General features: G+C 70.6%; 21 protein-coding genes. 13 read left to right on the top strand and 8 right to left on the bottom strand.

Annotation, left to right across the window (positions count from 1 at the left end; genetic code table 11):
- Nucleotides 1-4: 4 nt before the first annotated feature.
- Nucleotides 5-679, top strand: a complete 675-nt coding sequence (gene rplQ / locus H7694_RS12400) for a 50S ribosomal protein L17 (RefSeq protein ID WP_193596790.1) — start codon at nucleotides 5-7, stop codon at nucleotides 677-679.
- A 134-nt stretch (nucleotides 680-813) separates the two neighbouring features.
- On the opposite strand, the gene H7694_RS12395 is transcribed toward rplQ, so the two are convergent.
- Nucleotides 814-2088 carry a PAS domain-containing protein gene (locus tag H7694_RS12395; RefSeq protein ID WP_227468396.1) on the bottom strand — a complete coding sequence of 425 codons (1275 nt, stop codon included), beginning with the start codon at nucleotides 2086-2088 and terminating at the stop codon, nucleotides 814-816.
- 170 nt (nucleotides 2089-2258) lie between these two features.
- Here H7694_RS12395 and H7694_RS12390 point away from each other — a divergent pair, with 170 nt between their 5' ends.
- From H7694_RS12390 to H7694_RS12355, 8 genes are all read left to right on the top strand, one after another.
- Nucleotides 2259-3272 (top strand): Bug family tripartite tricarboxylate transporter substrate binding protein, encoded by a 1014-nt coding sequence (locus tag H7694_RS12390; RefSeq protein WP_193596789.1) that lies wholly within the window; start codon nucleotides 2259-2261, stop codon nucleotides 3270-3272.
- Nucleotide 3273: 1 nt separating this feature from the next.
- A complete protein-coding gene (locus tag H7694_RS12385) occupies nucleotides 3274-3822 on the top strand; it encodes a tripartite tricarboxylate transporter TctB family protein (protein ID WP_193596788.1) in 549 nt (182 codons plus the stop codon).
- Nucleotides 3822-5369 (top strand): tripartite tricarboxylate transporter permease, encoded by a 1548-nt coding sequence (locus tag H7694_RS12380; RefSeq protein WP_193596787.1) that lies wholly within the window; start codon nucleotides 3822-3824, stop codon nucleotides 5367-5369. Before H7694_RS12385 ends, H7694_RS12380 begins: the two co-directional genes overlap by 1 nt.
- 119 nt (nucleotides 5370-5488) lie before the next feature.
- Complete coding sequence (locus tag H7694_RS12375; protein ID WP_193596786.1) at nucleotides 5489-6283, top strand: sulfite exporter TauE/SafE family protein; 795 nt, start codon at nucleotides 5489-5491, stop codon at nucleotides 6281-6283.
- 125 nt (nucleotides 6284-6408) lie between these two features.
- Nucleotides 6409-6870 carry a MaoC family dehydratase N-terminal domain-containing protein gene (locus H7694_RS12370; RefSeq protein WP_193596785.1) on the top strand — a complete coding sequence of 154 codons (462 nt, stop codon included), beginning with the start codon at nucleotides 6409-6411 and terminating at the stop codon, nucleotides 6868-6870.
- The gene (locus H7694_RS12365; RefSeq protein ID WP_193596784.1) at nucleotides 6867-7274 is read left to right on the top strand and encodes a MaoC/PaaZ C-terminal domain-containing protein; all 408 of its coding nucleotides are present in this window, start codon (nucleotides 6867-6869) and stop codon (nucleotides 7272-7274) included. Before H7694_RS12370 ends, H7694_RS12365 begins: the two co-directional genes overlap by 4 nt.
- Before the next feature lie 16 nt (nucleotides 7275-7290).
- The gene (locus tag H7694_RS12360; protein WP_193596783.1) at nucleotides 7291-8427 is read left to right on the top strand and encodes a UDP-N-acetylmuramate dehydrogenase; all 1137 of its coding nucleotides are present in this window, start codon (nucleotides 7291-7293) and stop codon (nucleotides 8425-8427) included.
- A gap of 29 nt (nucleotides 8428-8456) precedes the next feature.
- Nucleotides 8457-8855 carry a VOC family protein gene (locus H7694_RS12355; protein WP_193596782.1) on the top strand — a complete coding sequence of 133 codons (399 nt, stop codon included), beginning with the start codon at nucleotides 8457-8459 and terminating at the stop codon, nucleotides 8853-8855.
- A gap of 177 nt (nucleotides 8856-9032) precedes the next feature.
- Here H7694_RS12355 and H7694_RS12350 read toward each other — a convergent pair whose 3' ends face one another.
- The 5 genes from H7694_RS12350 to aceB all read right to left on the bottom strand — a co-directional run bounded on the left by H7694_RS12350 (nucleotide 9033) and on the right by aceB (nucleotide 14730).
- On the bottom strand, nucleotides 9033-10235 hold the full coding sequence (locus H7694_RS12350) for a pyridoxal phosphate-dependent aminotransferase (protein ID WP_193596781.1): 1203 nt from the start codon (nucleotides 10233-10235) through the stop codon (nucleotides 9033-9035).
- A gap of 51 nt (nucleotides 10236-10286) precedes the next feature.
- A complete protein-coding gene (locus tag H7694_RS12345) occupies nucleotides 10287-10745 on the bottom strand; it encodes a hypothetical protein (RefSeq protein ID WP_227468103.1) in 459 nt (152 codons plus the stop codon).
- Between the two features lie 56 nt (nucleotides 10746-10801).
- Nucleotides 10802-11266: a ribonuclease E activity regulator RraA gene (gene rraA, locus H7694_RS12340; RefSeq protein ID WP_193596780.1), complete on the bottom strand. Its 465-nt coding sequence runs from the start codon at nucleotides 11264-11266 to the stop codon at nucleotides 10802-10804.
- Between the two features lie 170 nt (nucleotides 11267-11436).
- Nucleotides 11437-13032: an isocitrate lyase gene (locus H7694_RS12335; RefSeq protein ID WP_193596779.1), complete on the bottom strand. Its 1596-nt coding sequence runs from the start codon at nucleotides 13030-13032 to the stop codon at nucleotides 11437-11439.
- Nucleotides 13033-13059: 27 nt separating this feature from the next.
- Nucleotides 13060-14730, bottom strand: coding sequence for a malate synthase A (gene aceB, locus H7694_RS12330; protein WP_193596778.1), 1671 nt, complete (start codon nucleotides 14728-14730; stop codon nucleotides 13060-13062).
- Between the two features lie 158 nt (nucleotides 14731-14888).
- Between aceB and H7694_RS12325 the strand changes: the two genes are divergently transcribed.
- Nucleotides 14889-16349, top strand: a complete 1461-nt coding sequence (locus H7694_RS12325; protein WP_193596777.1) for an XRE family transcriptional regulator — start codon at nucleotides 14889-14891, stop codon at nucleotides 16347-16349.
- 45 nt (nucleotides 16350-16394) lie between these two features.
- Here H7694_RS12325 and H7694_RS12320 read toward each other — a convergent pair whose 3' ends face one another.
- Nucleotides 16395-16976: a TetR/AcrR family transcriptional regulator gene (locus tag H7694_RS12320; RefSeq protein ID WP_193596776.1), complete on the bottom strand. Its 582-nt coding sequence runs from the start codon at nucleotides 16974-16976 to the stop codon at nucleotides 16395-16397.
- A gap of 77 nt (nucleotides 16977-17053) precedes the next feature.
- On the opposite strand from H7694_RS12320, the gene H7694_RS12315 reads away from it, so the two are divergent.
- Nucleotides 17054-17758 carry an MBL fold metallo-hydrolase gene (locus H7694_RS12315; RefSeq protein WP_193596775.1) on the top strand — a complete coding sequence of 235 codons (705 nt, stop codon included), beginning with the start codon at nucleotides 17054-17056 and terminating at the stop codon, nucleotides 17756-17758.
- A 31-nt stretch (nucleotides 17759-17789) separates the two neighbouring features.
- Here the strand turns inward: H7694_RS12315 and H7694_RS12310 are convergent, their stop codons facing one another.
- A complete protein-coding gene (locus H7694_RS12310; RefSeq protein ID WP_193596774.1) occupies nucleotides 17790-19295 on the bottom strand; it encodes a PucR family transcriptional regulator in 1506 nt (501 codons plus the stop codon).
- 94 nt (nucleotides 19296-19389) lie between these two features.
- Here H7694_RS12310 and gabT point away from each other — a divergent pair, with 94 nt between their 5' ends.
- The gene (gabT, locus tag H7694_RS12305) at nucleotides 19390-20748 is read left to right on the top strand and encodes a 4-aminobutyrate--2-oxoglutarate transaminase (RefSeq protein WP_193596773.1); all 1359 of its coding nucleotides are present in this window, start codon (nucleotides 19390-19392) and stop codon (nucleotides 20746-20748) included.
- Nucleotides 20749-20836: 88 nt separating this feature from the next.
- On the top strand, nucleotides 20837-21460 hold the full coding sequence (locus H7694_RS12300; RefSeq protein WP_193596772.1) for an FAD-dependent oxidoreductase: 624 nt from the start codon (nucleotides 20837-20839) through the stop codon (nucleotides 21458-21460).
- Nucleotides 21461-21463: the final 3 nt, after the last annotated feature.

Genomic DNA, 21463 nt, shown 5'->3' with positions numbered 1-21463 from the left:
GATTATGCCCAAGCCCACCAAGGGTCCCCGCCTCGGAGGCGGCCCCGCACACGAGCGCCTTCTTCTCGCGAACCTCGCCGCCGCGCTCTTCGTTCACAAGTCGATCAAGACGACCGAGACCAAGGCGAAGCGCCTTCGTCCGCTGGCTGAGCGCCTCATCACGCTCGGCAAGCGCGGCGACCTGCACGCCCGCCGTCGCGCGCTGACCGTGCTGCGTTCCAACAAGGACGCCGCGCACATCCTCTTCAACGAGATCGCGCCGCTCGTCGCCGAGCGTGAGGGTGGCTACACCCGCATCACGAAGGTCGGCAACCGCAAGGGCGACAACGCCCCCATGGCCGTGATCGAGCTCGTCCTCGAGCCCGTCACGCCCAAGAAGAAGGCGGCCGCCAAGCCCGCCGCCAAGGCTGAGAAGCCCGCCAAGGCCGAGAAGGCCGAGGAGGCTCCCGTCGAGGAGACCGCCGCTCCCGCAGCGCTCGTCGACGGCGAGTTCGGCGAGGACTCGGCCGCTCCTCTCGAGGACGGCTCGGCTCCCGAGGGCTTCGACATCAAGGGCAACAAGGACTCGATGAAGTTCCACCGCCCGGATGGCCAGTGGTACGAGCAGACCGTCGCCGAGGTGTGGTTCCGCACCGCGGAGGCTGCCGAGGCCGCAGGCTTCACCGAGGCCGGCAAGTAAGCCACAGCACTCAGTGAGAGGCCCGTCGTCCCCTTCCGGGGACGGCGGGCCTCTTCGTCCTAGGGGCGGTCGGCAACGGCCGGCCCCGCCGGTTCCAGCAGCCGCCGACGGCTCCGCCTCAGTGCCCTGCAGCCTCAGTGCCCTGCACTCACCGGATCGTTCGTGCGGTAGCGCGTGCCGGGGCGCCCCTTCGTGCTGTAGTCCAGTGAGCGGATCGCCCGACCGGTGCTGGCAAGGTGCTCGAGGTAGCGCCGCGCGCTCACGCGTGAGATCGAGAGCACCTCGCCGATCTCGGTGGCCGAGGCGTCGGGATGCTCCGCGAGCGCCGTCGCCACCCGCTCCAGCGTCTCGGGGCTGAGCCCCTTCGGCAGGCCCGCACGCTGGCGGAACGCGATGATCGCGTCGGCCGCCTCGACGCGGCGCACCACGTCGTGCAGCTCGGTGTGGTCGCGCAGCAGCAGCGTCGCCTCCACCGTCTCACCGTCCAGCCGTGCCCCGGTACTGCGCGCCACCAGCACGTGGTCGCCGGAGATCACCGGGCGTCCGGCATCCTCCCCGTCGCGCAGCACCGTGAGCAGCTCGGCATCCAGCACGTCGGCGGCCCGAGCACCGGTCAGCTGCAGAGCATCCGCTCCCAGCAGCCGCGCGGCGGCGTCGTTGACCAGCGTGATGATGCCGTCGGCGCCGACGGTGATCACACCCTCGCTGAGCCCGTGCAGGGTGGTCTCCTGATTGCGCACCAGCGCGGTGATCTCGTGCGGCTCGAGCAGGTGGATGCGGCGGCGGATCACCGCCGTCACCCACGCGGCTCCGAACACGCCGAAGACCACGGCGGCGAGCATGGCGCCGATGATCCAGGCCAGGTTGCCGGCGAATTCGCCGACGCCCTCCGACTCGAGGATGCCGACGGATGCCGTGCCGATCACCTCGTCGTCCTGGAAGATCGGGACCTTCACCCGCCACGTGGTGCCGAGCGTGCCGGTCTGCGTGCCCATGTAGATCTCGCCCGAGAGGGGCACCGACGGGTCGGTCGACACGCGCTGCCCGATGCGAGCGGGGTTCGGATGCGAGAAGCGGATGCCGTCGGCATCCGCGATCACGACGTACGTCAGGTCGGATGCTTCGCGGATGGCCTCCGCGAGGGGCTGGATCGTCGTCGCCGGATCGGCGTCGTCGAACGCGTTCAGGATGATCGGCATCGTCGCGATCGACTGGGCGACCGCCAGCATCCGGTCCTCGTAGGCGTTGCGCACGGTGCGCTCCTGGATGACGCCGGCCGTCGCGCCGGCGATCAGGGTGACGAGCGCGACGATCAGCGCCTGCAGCAGGATCAGCTGCACCCGCAGCGGCATCCGGCCATCCCGCGGCATCCCGCCGCCCTGCGTCATCGTCGACGCGCGCTTCATCATCGAGGCCACTCAGCCATTGTCCCTGCCCGCGCGAGTGCGCAGAAGCGGGTACACGGGATATCCGCGACCAATAGTTCCGAAACCCCGACCAATGGTTTCGGAAGCAGAATCGCGGCCACCGGTCGGCCTACGTTCGTCAGCAATCCCGACACCGCTCAAGGAGGAGCGCAATGAAGAGAACACGCAGTGCACTGATCGCGATCGCGGCCGCCGCAGCCCTCGCCGTCACCGGATGCTCGTCGCAGACTGCAGGCACCCCCGCCGCCGGAGACGCGGCGGAGAAGGCCAGCTTCACGGACGTCTCGATCATCGTCCCCGCAGACCCCGGCGGCGGCTGGGATCAGACCGGCCGCGCGATCGCCAAGGTGCTCACGGATGACGGCATCGTCACGACCGCGCCGGTGACCAACGTCGGCGGCGCAGGCGGGACCATCGGTCTCGCCCAGCTGCGCAACGAGAAGGACCCGGCGACGCTCATGGTCAACGGGCTGGTCATGGTCGGTGCGATCGAGACGAACGCCTCGCAGGTGCGCCTGGAGGACACCACCCCGATCGCACGGCTGACCGACGAGGCGCTCGTCGTGGTCGTGCCCGCCGATTCGGAGTACGACACGCTGGAGGCGCTCGTCGAGGACATCGTCGACAAGGGCCAGGAGATCACGGTCACCGGCGGCTCCGCCGGCGGCGCCGATCACATCCTCGCCGGCCTGCTGCTCGAGGCGGCGGGCCTGGAGGGCGCCGAGATCACCGAGAAGCTGAACTACACGCCCAACGCCGGCGGTGGCGAGGCGGTGTCGCTGATCATCGGCGGCAAGGTCGACGCGGGCATCTCGGGCATCGGCGAGTTCCAGCAGCACATCGAGAAGGGCACCATGCGCGCCCTCGCCGTCTCGGGAGCGGAACCGGCCGCCCAGCTGCCGGACGTGCCGACCATCACCGATGCGGGCTACGACGTCGTGCTGACCAACTGGCGCGGCGTGATCGCCCCAGGTGGCATCTCGGATGCCGAGCGCGCCGAGCTCGAGCGGATCGTCGCCGAGATGCACGACTCGGACGCCTGGCAGAGCGAGCTCGAGACCAAGGGCTGGGCCGACGCGTTCCTCACCGGCGACGAGCTGGATGCCTTCATCGAGCAGAACATCTCCGACGTGACCGGCACGCTCGAGAACATCGGGCTGATCTGACATGCGCGCCCCGGTCACCGGGGCGAACGGGCGGACCGAGGTGAACACCCGGTCCGCCCGGCGGGTTCCCGTCGGAGAGCTCGTCTTCGCCCTGCTCATGCTCGCCCTCGGCGTCTTCGCGCTCGCCGGCGTCTTCGGCATCCGCGTACCCGTCGGTGCGACCGTCGGGCCGACGGTCTTCCCGATCTTCGTCTCCATCGTCCTGCTCGGCTCGGCCGTCGCCGTCCTCATCGGCGTGCTGCGCGGAGAGCGCGCCGAGGTCGAGGATGCCGAGGACATCGACCCGGCCGCCCGCACCGACTGGTTCACCCTGGCGAAGATCACCGGTGCCCTCATCGCCCACCTGCTGCTGATCGACGTCGTCGGCTGGATGCCGGCAGCGGCTGTGCTGTTCGGCATCATCGCCTGGACGCTCGGGGCCCGCCGCTGGTGGCTCGGTTTCGTGGTCGGCATCGTCATCGGCCTGATCGTGCAGGTCGTCTTCGGCGGGCTGCTCGGACTCTCGCTGCCCTGGGGTCCGGCGCTCGGCTGGCTGGGAGGGATGTTCTGATGGACAGCTGGACCCTGCTGATGGAGGGGCTCGCCACGGCGATGCAGCCCCAGTACCTCGTCTTCGCATTCCTCGGCGTGCTGATCGGCACCGCCGTGGGCGTGCTGCCGGGCATCGGCCCCGCGATGACGGTCGCCCTGCTGCTGCCTCTGACATACACGCTCGACCCGACCGCGGCGCTCATCACCTTCGCGGGCATCTACTACGGCGGCATGTACGGCGGGTCGACGACCAGCATCCTGCTGAACACCCCAGGGGAGTCGGCGTCGATCGTCACGGCCATCGAGGGGAACCGGATGGCGCGGCTCGGTCGCGGTGCCGCGGCGCTCGCGACAGCCGCGATCGGCTCGTTCGTAGCCGGCACACTCGCCACCGTCGGGCTCACGCTGCTCGCCCCGGTGCTCGCGTCGTTCGCGGTCGGGCTGGGGCCGGCGGACTACTTCGCCCTGATCATGATCGCGTTCATCACCGTCGGCGCCCTGATCGGCAGCTCGGTGCCGCGCGGGATGCTGTCGCTGGGCGTGGGCCTGTTCCTCGGCCTCGTCGGCACCGACCTGCTGTCGGGCCAGCAGCGCTACACACTGGGCCTGCTGCCCCTCTCGGACGGCGTTGACATCGTGCTGGTGGCGGTCGGGCTCTTCGCCGTCGGCGAGACCCTGTACATCTCGGCGAAGCTGCGGCACGGCTCGATCGACGTCATCCCCGTCACCCGCGGATGGCGCAGCTGGATGACGCGGGAGGACTGGAAGCGGTCGTGGCGGCCCTGGCTGCGCGGCACGGCGATCGGCTTCCCGATCGGCACCATCCCCGCCGGGGGAGCGGATGTCGCCACCTTCCTCTCCTATGCGACCGAGCGCCGGCTCTCCAAGCACAAGGCCGAGTTCGGGAGAGGGGCGATCGAGGGCGTGGCCGGGCCCGAGTCCGCCAACAACGCCGCGGCCGCGGGCGTGCTCGTCCCGCTGCTGACGCTCGGGCTGCCGACCACGGCGACGGCGGCGATCATCCTCGTCGCGTTCCAGGCGTACGGCCTGCAGCCAGGGCCGCTGCTGTTCGAGTCACAGCCGCAGCTGGTCTGGGCGCTGGTGGCGAGCCTGTACCTCGGCAACGTGATCCTCATCGTGCTGAACCTGCCGCTGGTGGGGATGTGGGTGAAGCTGCTGCAGATCCCGCGACCGTACCTGTACGCCGGCATCCTGCTGTTCGCGGCCTTCGGGGCGTACGCGCTGAATTTCTCGACGGTCGACATCCTCATCCTGGTGATCATCGGGGCGCTCGGCTACTTCATGCGGCGGTACGGGTACCCGGTCGCGCCGCTGGTGGTCGGGATGATCCTCGGCCCCATGGGGGAGGAGTACCTGCGCAAGGCGCTGCAGCTGAGCCAGGGCGACCTGTCGACCCTGGTCATGCAGCCCTTCGCCGCCGCGGCGTACGGCGTACTCGCCCTGCTGGTGCTCGGTGGACTGTGGCTGCGCCGGCGTCAGCGGCGCTACGAACAGCAGCTCACCGAGACGATCGCCGTGCCGATCAAGGCCGATCAGGAGGTGTGACCCGTCCGCGCCGGCCGACCGTGCGCCGGTCGGTGCGACGGCCCACGCCCGCCCTGGCGACGACCGGCAGACCGGACACGTGCGCGGGCGGTGGCGGCTCGCGACGATATCCTGAACGGATGCATGAGGACTCCGCGATCACCCGTGAGCCCCGCGCTTACATCACCTACGTCTTCATCGGGCTCACCGCCGGCCTGCTCTCCGGTCTGTTCGGCGTCGGCGGCGGCACGGTCATCGTCCCGCTGCTCGTGCTCATGCTGCGATTCGACCAGCGTCTGGCGGCGGGCACCTCGCTCACCGCGATCGTGCCGACCGCGAGCGTGGGCGTGATCTCCTATGCGATGACGGGATCGGTGGCGTGGATCCCCGCCCTGATCCTCGCCGCGGGCGCCGTGGTCGGCGCGCAGATCGGGTCGAGGCTGATGCCGCGCATCTCGCAGACCGCGCTGCGCTGGGGCTTCGTCGCGTTCGTGGTGGTCGTGATGGTGAGCCTGTTCCTCGTGATCCCCTCGCGCGACGCGGTGCTCGAACTCGGCTGGGTCAACGGGGTGGGCCTCGCCCTGGTCGGGATGCTGACCGGTGTCATCGCCGGTCTCATCGGCGTCGGCGGGGGAGTGATCATCGTGCCGGTGCTGATGCTCGTCTTCGGCACCAGCGACCTGGTCGCCAAGGGCACGTCGCTGCTCATGATGATCCCCACGGCCGTCTCGGGCACGATCGGCAACCTGCGCCACCGCAACGTCGACCTGCTCGCCGCGGGCATCATCGGGCTCTCGGCCTGCACGATGACCGCCCTGGGCGCCTGGCTGGCGACCCTCATCGAGCCGCTGACCGGCAACATCCTCTTCGCCGTCTACCTGCTCGTCATCGCCGTGCAGATGACGATCAAGGCGATCCGCGGCCGCGGCCGCTGACGCGCCGCTGAAACGGCATCCGCCCGGCCCGCGCAGCGGCATCGGCGGGCCGTGACCAGAGGCATCCCCGTATTCTCCCGGGCGACGCCGAGGAGCCGCCCGGGCCACCCGGTTAGGATCGAGGGGTGCCCGTGAACAACGATCTGGTCGGCCGGGAGTTCCCGCCCACCGCCCCCTACCTCGTCGGTCGTGAGAAGGTGCGCGAGTTCGCCCGCGCCGTCTTCGCCGACGCCCCGCAGCACACCGACGTCGAGTCGGCACGCGCCGCAGGCTACGCGGATGTCGTCGCCCCGCCGACCTTCGCGATGGTGATCCAGGATCTCACGCTGCAGCAGCTGCTCGCCGAGCCCGACTCGGGCATCGTGCTGGCCCGCACGATCCACGCCGAGCAGCGCTTCGCCTACACGCGGCCGATCGTCGCGGGCGACGAGCTGACCGCGCGACTGGCGGTGACCGGCATCCGCGCGCTCGGCGGCAACGCGATGATCACGAGCGAGGCGACCATCACGGATGCCGAGGGCGATCACGTCGTCACCGCCACCAGCGTCCTGCTGGTCGGCTCCGAGTCCGAGGGAGACGACGAGTGAACGCGCAGACCTTCACCGTCGGCGACGTCGTCGCCGAGCGCACCGTGCACCTCACGCGCGAGTCGCTGGTGCGCTACGCCGGCGCATCCGGCGACTTCAACCCGATCCACTACCGCGACGACGTCGCCGCATCCGTCGGTCTCCCCGGGGTGCTCGCCCACGGAATGCTGACCATGGGCCTCGCCTCCTCCGCCGTCATCGCAGCCCTCCCGGCCGAAGCGCGCCTGATCGACTACGGGGTGCGCTTCACGAAGCCCGTCGTCGTCGACCCCGACACCGGCGCCGACGTGCACGTGCTGGCCAAGGTCGGCGCAGTCGACGAGAGCTCCGCACGCATCGATCTCACCGTCAGGGCCGGCGAGACGACCGTTCTCGTCAAGGCGCAGCTGCGCGTCGCGCTCTGAGATGTCGCGTACCGAGATGACCGAGGTCACCCCGATCCCACTGCGCGATCTCACGACCCTGCGCACCGGCGCCGCACCCGTCCGGATGCTGGAGGCGACGACGCGCGCCGAGCTCATCGACGCCCTGCACGACGTGTGGGCCACCGGCGAGGAGTGGTTCGTGCTGGGCGGGGGCTCGAACCTCCTGGTCGGTGACGAGCCGTTCGACGGCGCGGTCATCCGCATCCTCACCTCCGGCATCGAGGAGCTGCCCTCCCCGCACGAGGGACGCATCCGCCTCCGGGTGCAGGCCGGGCACAACTGGGACGCGCTCGTCGCGTACGCCGTCGAGCGCGGCTATGCCGGTATCGAAGCGATGAGCGGCATCCCCGGCACCGTCGGGGCCGCACCCGTGCAGAACGTCGGCGCGTACGGGCAGGAGATCCAGGAGACCCTGGTCGAGGTCGAGCTGCTCGACGAGCACGCCGACGAGCCCGTCGTCGTGCCGGCATCCGAGCTGGGGCTGGGGTTCCGCACCTCCGTGCTCAAGCACCACTACGGCGAGGCGCAGGGGCGTCGCGCGGTCATCCTCTCGGTGACCCTCGACCTGGCCGTCACCGGCGACGCCGGACGGGTGATCCGCGGTGAGCAGCTGCGTCGCGCCCTCGGGCTCGACGGCTTCGAACCGGTGCCGCTGGCGTGGGTGCGCGAGCGGATCCTGCAGACCCGGGCGGCGAAGGGGATGCTGCTCGACGAGAGCGACCCCGACACGCACAGCGCCGGGTCGTTCTTCCAGAACGCGATCGTCCCCGAGCACATCGCCCGCGCGCTGCCCGCGGAGTGCCCGCGCTGGCCGGTCGAGCCCGACCTCGACACGTTCACCGTGATCCCGCTGGAGACCTACGCCGGCCTCTCGCCGCGCGCCGAGCGCCCGGAGGTGCTCGTGAAGGTCAGCTCGGCGTGGCTCATCGAGCACTCAGGAATCGGGAAGGGGTTCACGCTGCCGCGCTCTCGCGCGTCCACCTCGACCAAGCACTCTCTCGCACTCACGAACCGCGGCGGTGCGACTGCGGTCGAGCTCGGCGAACTGGCACGGTTCATCCAGAGCCGCGTGCACGCGGAGTTCGGCCTGCTGCTGCAGCCCGAACCCGTGCTGATCGGCGTGGATCTGTAGGCATCCCGCAACCGCCGTACACTCGCGGGATGAGCGGACTGATTCCCTACCTTCTCTTTCCCGGCAACGCGGCCGACGCGCTGCGCTACTACGCGTCGACGTTCGGCGGCGAGGTGCGCCTGTTCACCTACGCCGAGGCCGGCCGTGCCGACGGTCCCGGCGACGCGATCGCGCATGGCATGCTCGTGGACGGGCCCGTCGAACTCGCGGGGTCGGATGCCGCGTCCGGCGACGACACCGTGTCGATGCGCGGCATGTTCTTCTCACTGCTCGGCACGGCCGATCCCGGCGCGCTGTCGTCGTGGTTCGACGCACTCGCCGACGGCGGCGAGGTCATCGACCCGCTGCAGAAGCGGCCCTGGGGCGACCACGACGGCACGGTCGTCGACCGCTACGGGGTGCACTGGCTGATCGGCCACCAGGGCTAAGCCGCCCCGCTGCCGCGCTGTGCGGCATCCCCTGCACCTTCCGCCGAAACCCCTCGTGCGTGCCGACACCCCTCGTGATTCACGCGAATCAGGAGGGGTCTCGGCGGTGGTGAGGGGTTTCGGCGGATGCCGGAGAGGAGAAGAGAGGAGAAGAGAGGAGAGGAGAGGTGACGCGGGTCAGGAGGCGAACAGGCGCTGCAGGCGCTGCACGCCCTCGAGCAGCTGGTCGTCGCTGAGGGCGTACGACATGCGGATGTAGCCCGACGGGCCGAAGGCCTCACCCGGGACGACCGCGACCTCGGCCTGCTCGAGGATCAGGTCGGCCAGCTCCAGCGAGGTGGTGGGTGTGACGCCGCCCCATTCGCGGCCCAGCAGCCCCTGCACGTCGGGGTAGACGTAGAACGCGCCGGTGGGGTTCGGCACCACGAGCCCGTCGATCTTCGAGAGCTCCGACACGATCAGGCGGCGACGACGGTCGAAGGCCTCACGCATCTGCTCGGCCTCGTCCTGCGGGCCGTTCAGCGCCGCGATGGCACCGCGCTGCGCGACATTGTTGACGTTGCTGCTCAGGTGCGACTGCAGGTTGCCCGCGATCTTGATGGCATCCGGCGGACCCACCATCCAGCCCACCCGCCAGCCTGTCATCGCATACGTCTTGGCGACGCCGTTGACGAGGATGGTCTGGTTCGCGACCTCGGGCAGCGCCTGCACCACCGACGTCGCCTTCACGCCGTCGTAGGTGAGGTTCTGGTAGATCTCGTCGGAGATGATCCAGATGCCGTGCTCGAGTGCCCACTCGGCGATCGCCTTCGTCTCCTCGGGCGAGTACACCGAACCGGTCGGGTTCGACGGAGAGACGAACACCAGCACGGTCGTGCGGTCGGTGCGGGCGGCCTCGAGCTGCTCGACGGTGACCTTGTAGTCCTGGTCGGCGCCGGCGAACACCTCGACCGGGATGCCGTCGGCCAGACGGATCGCCTCGGGATAGGTGGTCCAGTACGGCGCGGGCAGCAGCACCTCGTCACTGGGGTTCACCACCGCCTGGAACGCCTGGTACACCGACTGCTTGCCACCGTTGGTCACGATGATCTGGCTGGGTGAGACCTCCAGGCCCGAGTCGCGCAGCGTCTTCGCGGCGATCGCCTCGCGCAGCGCCGGCAGACCGGGCGCCGGGGTGTAGCGGTAGTTCGCCGGATCGGCGAGTGCCTCGGCCGCGGCATCCACGATGAACTGCGGCGTCGCGAAGTCGGGCTCGCCGGCGGCGTAGGAGATGACGGGCTTGCCCTCGGCCTTGAGGGCCTTGGCCTTCGCATCAACCTTCAGCGTGGCGGACTCGGCGATGGCGGAGAGCTTGCGGGAGAGAGGGGCGCGTTCGGTCACGATCTCGATCGTACTCGGCCGGTCGCTGACACGCCCTCCCCGTCTCGGGGCCTATCCGACGTCGCACTGGCAGAAGTCGGCGAAGCGGCGTGACGGATGCTGAGGATCGACGACGTCGACGATCACATCCGCCTCGGTCTCGACCAGCTCATCGCCTGCGGCCAGCCAGACGCTCGAGTGCCACAGCCAGCGGGTGCGTCCCGCGAGCAGGGAGGCGTCGCCGGCGACGATCGTCACGGCATCCGCTCCTGCGGCCCGCAGCGGCGAAACGACCTCGGCCCGCAGCGCCTCTTCGCCCCGGCCCTCCTGGAGAACGGATGCCGCGGCGACTCCGTGTTCGGTGAAGGCGTGGGCGAGATCGTCGGCGAAGGCCGCGGAACCGGCGGCATCCGCCCCGGCGACCGCCAGGAGCCGGGCCCCGCCGCGGTGGTTGTGCAGGAACTCGTCGACGATCCCGTCGTGCACAGTGCGCCGGGCTGTGGCGATCCCGCTCAGGCGATCCGAGTTCATGCCCCCAGGGTACGCCCGGTGGGAGGCGGCGGCTCCCGGCTGCCGGCGCTCAGCGCTCAGCGCTCGACGAGGATGCCGTCCTCGTCGGCGTACAGCCGGGCGCCGGGGCGGAAGGAGACGCCGCCGAACTCCACGGTGACGTCGACCTCGCCCGTGCCCTGCTTGCCGCTCTTGCGCGGGTTCGTGCCCAGCGCCTTCACCCCCAGCGGCATGGTCGCGATGACCGCACTGTCGCGCACACAGCCGTTGATCACCACACCGGCCCAGCCGTTGTCGACGGCCAGCTGCGCGATCATGTCGCCCATCAGCGCCGTCTGCAGCGATCCCGCACCGTCGACCACGAGCACGGCGCCGTCGTCGGGGGAGGAGAGCAGCTGCTTCACCAGCGCGTTGTCCTCGAAGCAGCGCACCGTGCGGATCGGGCCCTCGAACGAGGTGCGCGCTCCGAACGAGCGCAGCTGCAGCGGAAGGGACTGCAGGGCGTCGCCGTGCTGGTCGTAGAGGTCGGCGGTGGAGGTCATTCGGGACTCCTCGTTCTGAGTTCGGGCGCTTCGACAGGCTCAGCGACCCATTCGACAGGCTCAGCGACCCACTTGGGTCCTGAGCCGGGCCCACGCGCCCCCGAGGCTCCGCCCGCCGCGTCAGCGGCGGGCGGAGTGGGGTGTGGGGATCGAAGGGCGTTGCAGGTGTGTCAGCTGAACTGGTTCATCGTGTTGTGCTGACCGCCGGCCTTGAGCGCGGCGTCACCGGCGAAGTACTCCTTGTGGTTGTCGCCGAGGTCGCTGCCTGCCATGTTCTGGTGCTTGACCGTCGCGATGCCCTGGCGGATCTCCTGGCGCTGCACGTCACGCACGTAGGTCAGCATCCCCTCCTCGCCGAAGTAGCCCTTGGCGAGATTGTCGGTCGACAGCGCCGCCGTGTGGTACGTCGGCAGGGTGATGAGGTGGTGGAAGATGCCGGCGCGGGCGGAGCCGTCGCGCTGGAACGTGCGGATCATCTCGTCGGCGAAACGCGCGAGCGCGGTGTCGTCGTACTCCGCGCTCATCAGCCGGTCGCGGTCGTACGCCGAGACGTCCCCGCCCTCGGCCGCGAGGCGGTCGTAGGCCTGCTGGCGGAAGTTGAGCGTCCAGTTGAACGAGGGGCTGTTGTTGTAGACCAGCTTCGCGTTCGGGATGGCCTCGCGGATGCGGTCGACCATGCCGGCGATCTGCTCGACGTGCGGCTTCTCGGTCTCGATCCACAGCAGGTCGGCGCCGCCCTGCAGCGAGGTGATGCAGTCGAGCACCACCCGGTCCTCACCCGTGCCGGGGCGGAACTGGTACAGGTTACTGGCCAGGCGCTTCGGACGCAGCAGCCGGCCTTCACGCTTGATCACCACGTCGCCGTCGCCGAGCTCGTCCTCGGTGATCTGCTCGACGTCGAGGAAGGCGTTGTACTGGTCGCCGAGGTCACCCGGCTGCTGCGAGACCGCGAGCTTCTGCGTGAGACCCGCTCCCAGCGAGTCGGTGCGGGCGACGATGATGCCGTTGTCGATGCCGAGTTCGAGGAAGGCGTAGCGGACCGCGTTGATCTTCGCGAGGAAGTCCTCGTGCGGCACGGTCACCTTGCCGTCCTGGTGGCCGCACTGCTTCTCATCCGAGACCTGGTTCTCGATCTGGATCGCGCAGGCGCCGGCCTCGATCATCTTCTTGGCGAGCAGGTATGTCGCCTCGGGGTTGCCGAAGCCGGCGTCGATGTCGGCGATGATCGGCACGACGTGCGTCTCGAAGCCGTCGATCTGCGACTGGATGAACTCGGCGGCGGTGTCGTCGCCGGCCGCGCGGGCGGCATCCAGCTGGGTGAAGAGCAGATCCAGCTCGCGTGCGTCCGCCTGGCGCAGGAAGGTGTAGAGCTCCTGGATCAGCGCGGGCACCGACGTCTTCTCGTGCATGGACTGGTCGGGCAGCGGGCCGAACTCGGAGCGCAGCGCGGCGACCATCCACCCCGAGAGGTAGAGGTAGCGCTTGTTCGTCGACTTCAGGTGCTTCTTGATCGAGATGAGCTTCTGCTGGCCGATGAAGCCGTGCCACACGCCGAGCGACTGCGTGTAGACCGACGAGTCGGCGTCGTACTCGGCCATGTCGCGGCGCATGATGTCGGCCGTGTACTGCGCGATCTCCAGCCCCGTGCGGAAGCGGTTCTGCGCCCGCATGCGTGCGGCCGCCTCGGGGTCGATGGCCCGCCAGCCCTCGCCGTTCGCGTCCTTCAGCTCCTGGATGGCGTCGATGTCGTCCTGGTAGTGAGTCATGTCGTGTCTTTCGTGGTGGGCGTACGGTCAGTCGGCTTCGCGCAGGAAGCGCGAGTAGGCGGGCAGCGTCAGGAACGAGGGGAACTCGGGCTTCAGCGCCACGTCGCGGAACACGTCGGCGGCGTCGTCGAAGCGATCGCCCTCGACGCGCGGGGTCTGCGCGAGCAGCTGGTCGATCAGGCCCTCGATGTACTCGACGGTGATCCGCTCGCCCTCCTGTGTGCGGCGGTCCTGGTGGATCCACTGCCACACCTGCGAGCGGCTGATCTCCGCCGTGGCGGCATCCTCCATGAGGTCGTCGATCGCCACGGCGCCCAGCCCCCGCAGCCAGGCCTCGATGTAGCGGATCGCCACCGAGACGTTGTCGGCGACGCCCTTGGCCGTGATGGAACGGCCGATGCGCAGGTCGAGCAGCTGCTCGGCCGTCACCTCGACGTCGTCGCGCTGCCGGTCGATCTGGTTCGGGCGCTCACCGAGCACCGCGTCGAACTCGGCCTGCGCGGCGGGGATGAGATCGGGATGCGCGACCCAGGTGCCGTCGAAGCCGTCGCCGGCCTCGCGCTTCTTGTCGGCGGCGACCTTCTCGAGCGCCCGCTCGGTGACCTCGGGGTTGCGGCGGTTCGGGATGAAGGCGCTCATGCCGCCGATGGCGTAGGCACCGCGCCGGTGGCAGGTCTTCACGAGCAGCTCGGTGTAGGCCCGCATGAACGGCACGGTCATGGTGACCTCGCTGCGGTCCGGCAGCACGAACCGGGCGCCGCGGCCGCGGTAGTTCTTGATGATCGAGAAGATGTAGTCCCAGCGGCCGGCGTTCAGGCCCGCGCAGTGGTCGCGCAGCTCGTAGAGGATCTCCTCCATCTCGAAGGCGGCGGGCAGGGTCTCGATGAGCACGGTGGCGCGGATGGTGCCGTGCGGGATGCCGATGTACTCCTCGCTGAACGAGAACACGTCGTCCCAGAGCCTGGCCTCTTCGCTGGACTCGAGCTTGGCGATGTAGAAGTACGGGCCGCGGCCGCCGTCGATCAGGGCCTGGGCGTTGTGGAAGAAGTACAGGCCGAAGTCGATGAGCGATCCCGAGGCGGCCATCGTGCGGCCGGTGCGGTCGATGAACTCGATGTGGTTCTCGACCAGGTGCCAGCCACGCGGGCGCATCACGATGGTGGGGGTGCGCTCGGCGGTGACGCGGTACTCCTTGCCGTCGGGGCTGGTGAAGGACAGCTCACCGCGGATGGCGTCGCGCAGCGACAGCTGGCCGCCGATGACGTTGCTCCAGGTGGGGCTGGTGGCGTCCTCCTGGTCGGCGAGCCACACCCGCGCGCCGGAGTTGAGGGCGTTGATGGTCATCTTCGGGTCGGTGGGACCGGTGATCTCCACCCGGCGGTCCTCCAGGCCGGGGCCGGCACCGGCGACGCGCCAGTCGGCGTCGTGGCGGATGTGCGCGGTGTCGTCGCGGAAACGGGGGTCGTGGCCGTTGCCGATCTCGAAGCGCCGGCGCATCCGGTCGGCGAGGCGGTCGTGGCGGCGGTTGGCGAAGCGGTGGTGCAGTTCGGCGAGGAAGGCGACCGCCTCAGGGGTGAGGATCTCGTCGAACCGGTCGTGCATCGGTCCGGTGATGCGCAGCGTCGGGCCCTTCTCGGTCGAGACGGCGGTGCCGACGGTCCGGGTCGGGGCGGCCGGTGACGCAGTGGGGGTGGTCATGATCTTTCTCCTCCGTGGGATGTCGGTCGGCACCGGGTATCGGGTGTCGAGGTGGCCGGGTGGCTTGGCATCCACTCTGCGAGAAGAACCGGGTCGCTGAAGACCAAAACGGGGGAGAAGTTTGCGCGTATTTCTGTTTCTGTGACAGACTGCGCGGCATGACCCTCAGCCAGGCCCAGGAGACGAGCGACGATTCCGATGCGCTGACCATCGGGCGACGCATCCGCCAGCTGCGCACCGCGCGGGGGATGACGCTCGAAGAGCTCGCCGGCCGCATCGACCGCGCACCCAGCCAGGTGTCGATGTTCGAGACGGGCAAGCGCGAGCCCAAGCTCACCCTGCTGCAGACCATCGCGAAGGTGCTCGGCACCACCCTTGACGGGCTGCTCGAGGGTGAACCGCTCGACGACCGCGCCACCCGCGAGATCGCCCTCGAGCGGGCCATGAGGGGGCAGACCTTCCGTGCCCTCGGCATCCCGTCGTTCCGCATCGGCAAGTCGCTGTCCGATGACGCGATCGATGCGATGCTGGCGCTGCACGGAGAGATCGAGCGGCTGCGCGATGAGCGTGCCGCGACGCCGGAGGAGGCGCGCCGCGCGAACCTCGAGCTGCGCCATCTCATGCGCACGCAGGACAACTACTTCGCCGACCTCGAGCAGAAGGCCGCCGAGATCCTCGCCGCGGTCGGGCATCCCGGCGGGCCGATCACCCAGCGCACCGCGTCCGAGATCGCCGCGCACCTCGGCTTCACCCTGCACTACGCCCCGGACCTGCCGCAGTCGACGCGCAGCGTCGCCGATCTGGCCAACGGCCGGCTGTACCTCGCCAGCAGCATCCCGGCCCGCGGCGACGCGCGCACCGCGGTGCTGCAGGCGCTGTCGAGCCGCATCCTCGGCCATGCCGAGCCGCGCAGCTACGCCGAGTTCCTGCGCCAGCGGGTCGAGACCAACTACCTCACCGGGGCGCTGCTGATCCCCGAGGCGCACGTCGTGCCGGTGCTGCAGGATGCCAAGTCGCGGCGCGCCATCTCGGTCGAGGACATCCGCGACGCCTACTCGGTCTCCTACGAGACCGCCGCGCACCGCTTCACCAACCTCGCGACGCGGCACCTCGGCATCCCGGTGCACTTCCTGAAGGTGCACGAGTCGGGCACCATCACCAAGGCGTACGAGAACGACGACGTGAACTTCCCGACCGACAGGCTGGGGTCGATCGAGGGGCAGATGTGCTGCCGGCGGTGGACCAGCCGCACCGTCTTCGACGTCGACGACCGCTTCAACCCGTACTACCAGTACACCGACACCGGCAACGGCACGTACTGGTGCACCGCGCGGGTCGAGCCCTCGAGCGAAGGGCTGCACTCGGTCAGCGTGGGCGTGCGTTTCGACGACACGAAGTGGTTCGTCGGCCGCGACACCCCGAACCGCGGAGTGTCGAAGCACTCGGTCGAGACCTGCTGCCGTCGGGCACCGGCCGAACTCGAGCAGCGCTGGCGCGAGCAGTCCTGGCCGAACGTGCGCACCCCGCGCACCCTGCTCGCGACCCTGCCGACGGGGTCGTTCCCCGGCGTCGACACGACCGACGTGTACGAGTTCCTCGAGGCGCACGCCCCGCGCTGAGCCGCAACCGTAACCGTGCGCGGTGGGCGTCGCGTGCGTCGCGTGTCAGTGCTGCCGCCGAGCCCCGATCGCGGCGAGCAGGGCGTCGAGTCCGAACTCGAACGCCTCGTCGACGTCGCCGCCGAGGCGGAAGGCGCCGGCCTGCTCCATGGTGCAGAAGCCGAAGATCCAGGCGGTGAAGGTGCGCGCGGCCGGCAGGGGATCGCCCGGAACGGCGGACGAGACCGCGTCGAGCAGGGTACGCAGGATGGGCTCAGCGGATGCCGTCGACGGCGCGGCCTGCTCGGACGGCGCCGCGAACAGCAGCGCCGAGACGCGCGGAGCGGTCGCCACGTAGGCCCGCAATGTGCGCGCCAGCCCGGTCAGGACGGTCGCGGGGTCGCGGTCGGGATCGGCGCCGTTCGAGGAGAACGCGGCGGCCGAGGTGCTGAGCTCCCGCGCCGCGTCGTCGGCGGCCAGGCGCAGAAGCTCGTGCCGGTGAGCGGCGCGCTTGTACAGACTGGGCGTGCGCATGCCCACGGCGGCGGCGACCGAGCTCATCGTCACGGCGTCGATCCCGTCCTGCTCGGCGATGCGCCGGATGGCGGCCACGAGCTCCTCCTGGCTCACGCGCAGCGGTGCCGGCATGCATTCCTCCCATCGTCGACCTGTCGTCATTCTAAAGCTATTGACAATAGCCTTCAAAGCTACATAGCGTAGCGATCATGAACGCAGAACTCATCCGGATCGGCGACGACCTCGTCGCCATGCACGCCATCGTCACCGATGCCGGGATCACACTCGTCGACGCCGGGCTGCCCGGCGATCGCCGGGCGCTGCGCCGGGCACTGGATGCCGCAGGCCGCTCGCTCACCGAGATCCGCGGCGTGGTGCTGACCCACGGCGACATCGACCACATCGGCGTCGCCGAGTGGCTCCGTGCCGAGCACGGCATCCCGATCCACGTGCACGAGGCCGATGCCGCCCGCGCCCGCGGAGAGGAGAAGTCGCACGCGGCAGGCGGCGCCTGGCGGCTGCGGGCGATCCTGCAGTTCCTGGCCGCCGGACTGCGGCGCGGCGCCCTGCGCCCCCGGCACGTGGGCGAGGTCCGCACCTTCCGCGACGGGGAGGTGCTCGACCTGCCCGGTGCGCCCGAGATCATCGGGCTGCCCGGCCACTCGCCGGGCTCGGTCGCCGTTCGCGTCCCGGCCGTGGATGCCGTGTTCGTGGGGGATGCCATCACCACGCGAAATGTCCTCACGGGAGTCGCGGCCGTCGCGATCGGCCCGTTCAGCGACGACCCGGGGCAGACTCCGGGGAGCCTGGAGCGACTGAGGTCGCTGCCCGAGCGGCGGATGATCCCCGGACACGGTCCGATCTTCGAGGGCACCGCGGCCCGGCTGATCGAAGAACTCGCCGGGGATCGCTGAGCCGGCCCGAGGATCGCGCGCCCGCGACGGCTCAGCGGGTCGCGCCGGCGGCGCGCAGCGCCGCCCACAGTTCGGCCCGGGCCGGGAAGGACGACAGGTCCAGACCCAGCAGACTCGCGGCCTGCGCGATCCTCGAGCGCAGGGTGTGACGGTGGATGCCGAGGGCTGCCGCGGTCTGCTCGCTGTGCGCGTCGTGCTCGAGCCAGGTGACCAGCGTGCGCTCCAGCTCGCCGCCGGCGGCGTCGTGGTCGCGCAGCGGGGCCAGGCGCGTACGCGCGATCAGGCGCGCCTCGTCGCCGGTCAGGGCATCGAGCACCCCGCCCGAGGCCGCCTCCGCATAACGGACGGCGCCGGTCGCACCCCGCCGCAGCGCGGCCAGCGCCTGTGCGTGGGCCTGTGAGAAGCCGCTGTACTCCCACGGCCCCGACACCCCGATCCGCAGCTCGAATCGTGCGGCGAGCTCGTCGAAGGCGCTCTCGTCGGCCGCCTCGACGCACATGGTCAGGCCCTCGGGCCCCTCGGCGATGAACGAGGCGGTGCCGGCATCCGCCCGGCGTCGCTCCCACCAGTCGATGACCGCCTCTGCGCGCGGCGCCTCGGTCACGGCGACGACGATCGGCGCAGCGGGCAGCGCTCCGAGCACCCGGCGCGCGAGGGCCGGATCGTCGGCTCGCAGCGAGGCCAGCACCTGCGTGTGCAGCCGGCGCCGGGCGCGCGACATCTGTGCGTTCTGCTCGAGGGCCAGGCCTGCCATGGCGATCACCGAGGTGACCACGGCGCGGGTCTCGGGGTCGAGCGCGGCCGCCGCGATCGCGATGACGCCGCGCAGCCGGCCGGTGCGCCCGAAGGTGAACAGGGTGAAGACCTCGTCGCCGTCCTCGATCGTGCGGCTGGCGGCGCCGCCGCGTGCGAGCAGCTCGGCCACTTCGGCCGCAACGGCATCCGCCCCGGCGGCGAGGGCGACGGGGTGCTCATGCACGATCGCTCCCGAGCTGTCGTACATGCCCACCCAGCAGCCCAGCCGCCGCGAGAGCTCGGTGAGGGTGGCCTCCAGCCCGCGGGGCCGCAGGGCGGCGATCGCCAGTGCGCGCTGCGCCTCGAGTGCCCAGGTGCGTCTGGCGTAGGCCTGCGCGGCGATCGCCTCGGCGTGGGCGCGCGCGATGGCGATGAAGGGCACGTCGTAGGGCACCTCGAACAGGGCGATGCCGGCGTCCGCGCACGTGGCGACGAGCTGGTCGGGCACCCCCACCCGGTGCACACCCGAGCCGAACCCCAGCGCCAGCACGCCACGATGCGCGAGACGGGCGACGTATGCCGCAGTGTCCTCGTCGTGGTCGGAGAGCTGGGTGCCTGTGGTCAGCAGCACGAGATCCTCGGCGAGGAACGGGGTGGGGTCGGTGAGGTCGGAGTTGTGCACCCACCGCACCGGCCGCTCCAGTGCGTCGGCGGGCAGGGCATCCGGATCCGAGAGCAGCCGCAGCCGCAGCTCCGCGCGCTCGAGCAGGGTGCGCAGCGTCGGTGCGGCGGTCGGCTCCACGGCATCCTCCTCGATGTACGAGCTGGCGAAAGAGTCATACCGATTGTACGAGCGGGCGAATGATTTCGGGATGCCGTCGGCCTAACCTCGCCTCATGACCCTCATCGACGAGACCTCCACAGCGCCCGTAGGCGGACCGACCCTCGAGCAAGTCCGTCGCGTCGTCACCGAACTGCCCGGCCCCCGCTCGGCGGCGATCCTCGCCCGCAAGGCGGATGCCGTCGCCGCCGGCGTCGCACACTCCATGCCCGTCTCGGTCGTCGCGGCCGGCGGGGGAGTCGTGCTGGATGCGGATGGCAACTCGCTCATCGACCTGGGCTCCGGCATCGCCGTGACCAGCGTCGGCAACGCGCACCCCAAGGTCGTCGCCGCGGTCAGCGCCCAGGTCGCGCAGTTCACGCACACCTGCTTCATGGTCTCGCCCTACGAGTCGTACGTCGAGGTCGCCGAGGCCCTCAACCGCCTCACCCCGGGATCGTTCGCGAAGAAGACCGCACTGTTCAACTCGGGCGCCGAGGCCGTCGAGAACGCGATCAAGATCGCCCGCAAGCACACCGGCCGTCAGGCGGTCGTCGCCTTCGACCACGGCTACCACGGCCGCACCAACCTCACCATGGCCCTCACCGCGAAGTCCATGCCGTACAAGTCGGGCTTCGGGCCGTTCGCCCCCGAGGTGTACCGCGTCCCCGGCTCGTACCCGTACCGCGACGGCCTGACCGGCGCCGAGGCCGCCAAGCGCGCCATCACCCTCATCGAGAAGCAGGTCGGCGCCGACAACCTGGCCGCCGTCATCATCGAGCCCATCCAGGGCGAGGGCGGCTTCATCGTCCCGGCCGACGGCTTCCTCGAGGCCATCGTCGACTGGAGCCGCGCCAACGGCGTCGTCTTCATCGCCGACGAGGTGCAGACCGGCTTCGCCCGCACCGGTGCGATGTTCGCCAGCGAGATCCTCGACATCGAGCCCGATCTGATCACCACGGCCAAGGGCATCGCCGCAGGCCTCCCGCTCGCGGGCGTGACCGGCCGCGCCGAGATCATGGACTCCGCACACGCGGGCGGACTCGGCGGCACCTACGGCGGCAACCCGATCGCGTGCGCCGCCGCGCTCGCCGCCATCGACGCCTTCGAGAACGAGGGGCTCGTCGAGCGCGCGCAGCGCATCGGCGGCATCCTGCTCGACCGCCTGCGCGCCCTCGCCGCCGCCGACCCGCGCATCGGAGACGTGCGCGGTCACGGCGCCATGATCGCCGCCGAGTTCGTGGATCCCGCCACCGGAGAGCCGGATGCCTCCCTCACCGGCGCGGTCGCGCGCGCCTGCGTGGCCGCCGGGGTGATCGTGCTCACCTGCGGCACCTTCGGCAACGTCATCCGCTTCCTGCCGCCGCTGTCGATCGGCGACGACCTCCTCAACGAGGGGCTCGACGTCCTGGCCGAGGCGCTCGCGCAGCAGTGAGACCGTCGGCCGCGATCCCGGTCGGGGGATCACGGATCGCGGCCGGCACACCCCCATCCCCCGGCGCCCACGAATCGAAGGAGATCGGATGATCGCGAAGGAGATCAGCCGCGACGTCGTGATAGTGGGCGCGGGTGCCGCAGGCCTGGCGGCCGCCGACGACCTGCGCCGTGCCGGACTGTCGGTCGCCGTCCTCGAGGCGCGCGGTCACGTCGGCGATCCCGCCGCAGCACCTGCGGCATCCGACGGTGCTCCTGACGAACTGCGCCGCACCATCCGGGCGCTCGCGCTCGACTCCGTGCTCGACGACGACACCGACGACGAGCCGGCGCAGGTGCCGTTGCTGCTGGCGGAGCGGCTCGGCGCGGACGTGCTGCTGAACCATCCGGTGGACGCCGTCACCTGGAACGAGCAGGGCGTCGTCGCCGACTCCGACGGACTCACCGTCCGCGCGCGGTTCGCGATCGTCCCCGCCCACACCGCCGTGGCGGGCGGGGCGGACGCCGTGGCGGCCTCCGCCGACGTCATCCGCATTCTGACCGGCGCCGCCGGCGCACCGGGCGCCCCGGGCTCACCGGGTCACGCCGACGGCGGCACCCTCGCCGCCGCCCTGCGCCGCGGACGCGACGCCGCGGCATCCGTCATCGAGGCCAGCCGTGCGCAGCGCGCGGCACGCGGCGAACCCGACTTCGCCGCCGGCCTCCACCCCTGAACG

It is taken from the genome of Microbacterium sp. YJN-G, assembly GCF_015040615.1.
In the GTDB taxonomy this organism is placed as follows: Bacteria; Actinomycetota; Actinomycetes; order Actinomycetales; family Microbacteriaceae; genus Microbacterium.
This window is presented reverse-complemented; position numbering and strand designations above follow the sequence as displayed.

What these genes read in the sequence shown, in the direction of transcription:
- aceB (WP_193596778.1), bottom strand. Translation starts at nt 14,730, where the DNA reads ATGACCACCCCCACTGCGTCACCGGCCGCCCCGACCCGGACCGTCGGC.
- H7694_RS12385 (WP_193596788.1), top strand. Translation starts at nt 3,274, where the DNA reads ATGCGCGCCCCGGTCACCGGGGCGAACGGGCGGACCGAGGTGAACACC.
- H7694_RS12375 (WP_193596786.1), top strand. Translation starts at nt 5,489, where the DNA reads ATGCATGAGGACTCCGCGATCACCCGTGAGCCCCGCGCTTACATCACC.
- H7694_RS12345 (WP_227468103.1), bottom strand. Translation starts at nt 10,745, where the DNA reads ATGAACTCGGATCGCCTGAGCGGGATCGCCACAGCCCGGCGCACTGTG.
- H7694_RS12325 (WP_193596777.1), top strand. Translation starts at nt 14,889, where the DNA reads ATGACCCTCAGCCAGGCCCAGGAGACGAGCGACGATTCCGATGCGCTG.
- H7694_RS12300 (WP_193596772.1), top strand. Translation starts at nt 20,837, where the DNA reads ATGATCGCGAAGGAGATCAGCCGCGACGTCGTGATAGTGGGCGCGGGT.
- H7694_RS12355 (WP_193596782.1), top strand. Translation starts at nt 8,457, where the DNA reads ATGAGCGGACTGATTCCCTACCTTCTCTTTCCCGGCAACGCGGCCGAC.
- H7694_RS12335 (WP_193596779.1), bottom strand. Translation starts at nt 13,032, where the DNA reads ATGACTCACTACCAGGACGACATCGACGCCATCCAGGAGCTGAAGGAC.
- H7694_RS12380 (WP_193596787.1), top strand. Translation starts at nt 3,822, where the DNA reads ATGGACAGCTGGACCCTGCTGATGGAGGGGCTCGCCACGGCGATGCAG.
- rraA (WP_193596780.1), bottom strand. Translation starts at nt 11,266, where the DNA reads ATGACCTCCACCGCCGACCTCTACGACCAGCACGGCGACGCCCTGCAG.
- gabT (WP_193596773.1), top strand. Translation starts at nt 19,390, where the DNA reads ATGACCCTCATCGACGAGACCTCCACAGCGCCCGTAGGCGGACCGACC.
- H7694_RS12390 (WP_193596789.1), top strand. Translation starts at nt 2,259, where the DNA reads ATGAAGAGAACACGCAGTGCACTGATCGCGATCGCGGCCGCCGCAGCC.
- H7694_RS12395 (WP_227468396.1), bottom strand. Translation starts at nt 2,088, where the DNA reads ATGATGAAGCGCGCGTCGACGATGACGCAGGGCGGCGGGATGCCGCGG.
- H7694_RS12320 (WP_193596776.1), bottom strand. Translation starts at nt 16,976, where the DNA reads ATGCCGGCACCGCTGCGCGTGAGCCAGGAGGAGCTCGTGGCCGCCATC.
- H7694_RS12315 (WP_193596775.1), top strand. Translation starts at nt 17,054, where the DNA reads ATGAACGCAGAACTCATCCGGATCGGCGACGACCTCGTCGCCATGCAC.
- rplQ (WP_193596790.1), top strand. Translation starts at nt 5, where the DNA reads ATGCCCAAGCCCACCAAGGGTCCCCGCCTCGGAGGCGGCCCCGCACAC.
- H7694_RS12360 (WP_193596783.1), top strand. Translation starts at nt 7,291, where the DNA reads ATGACCGAGGTCACCCCGATCCCACTGCGCGATCTCACGACCCTGCGC.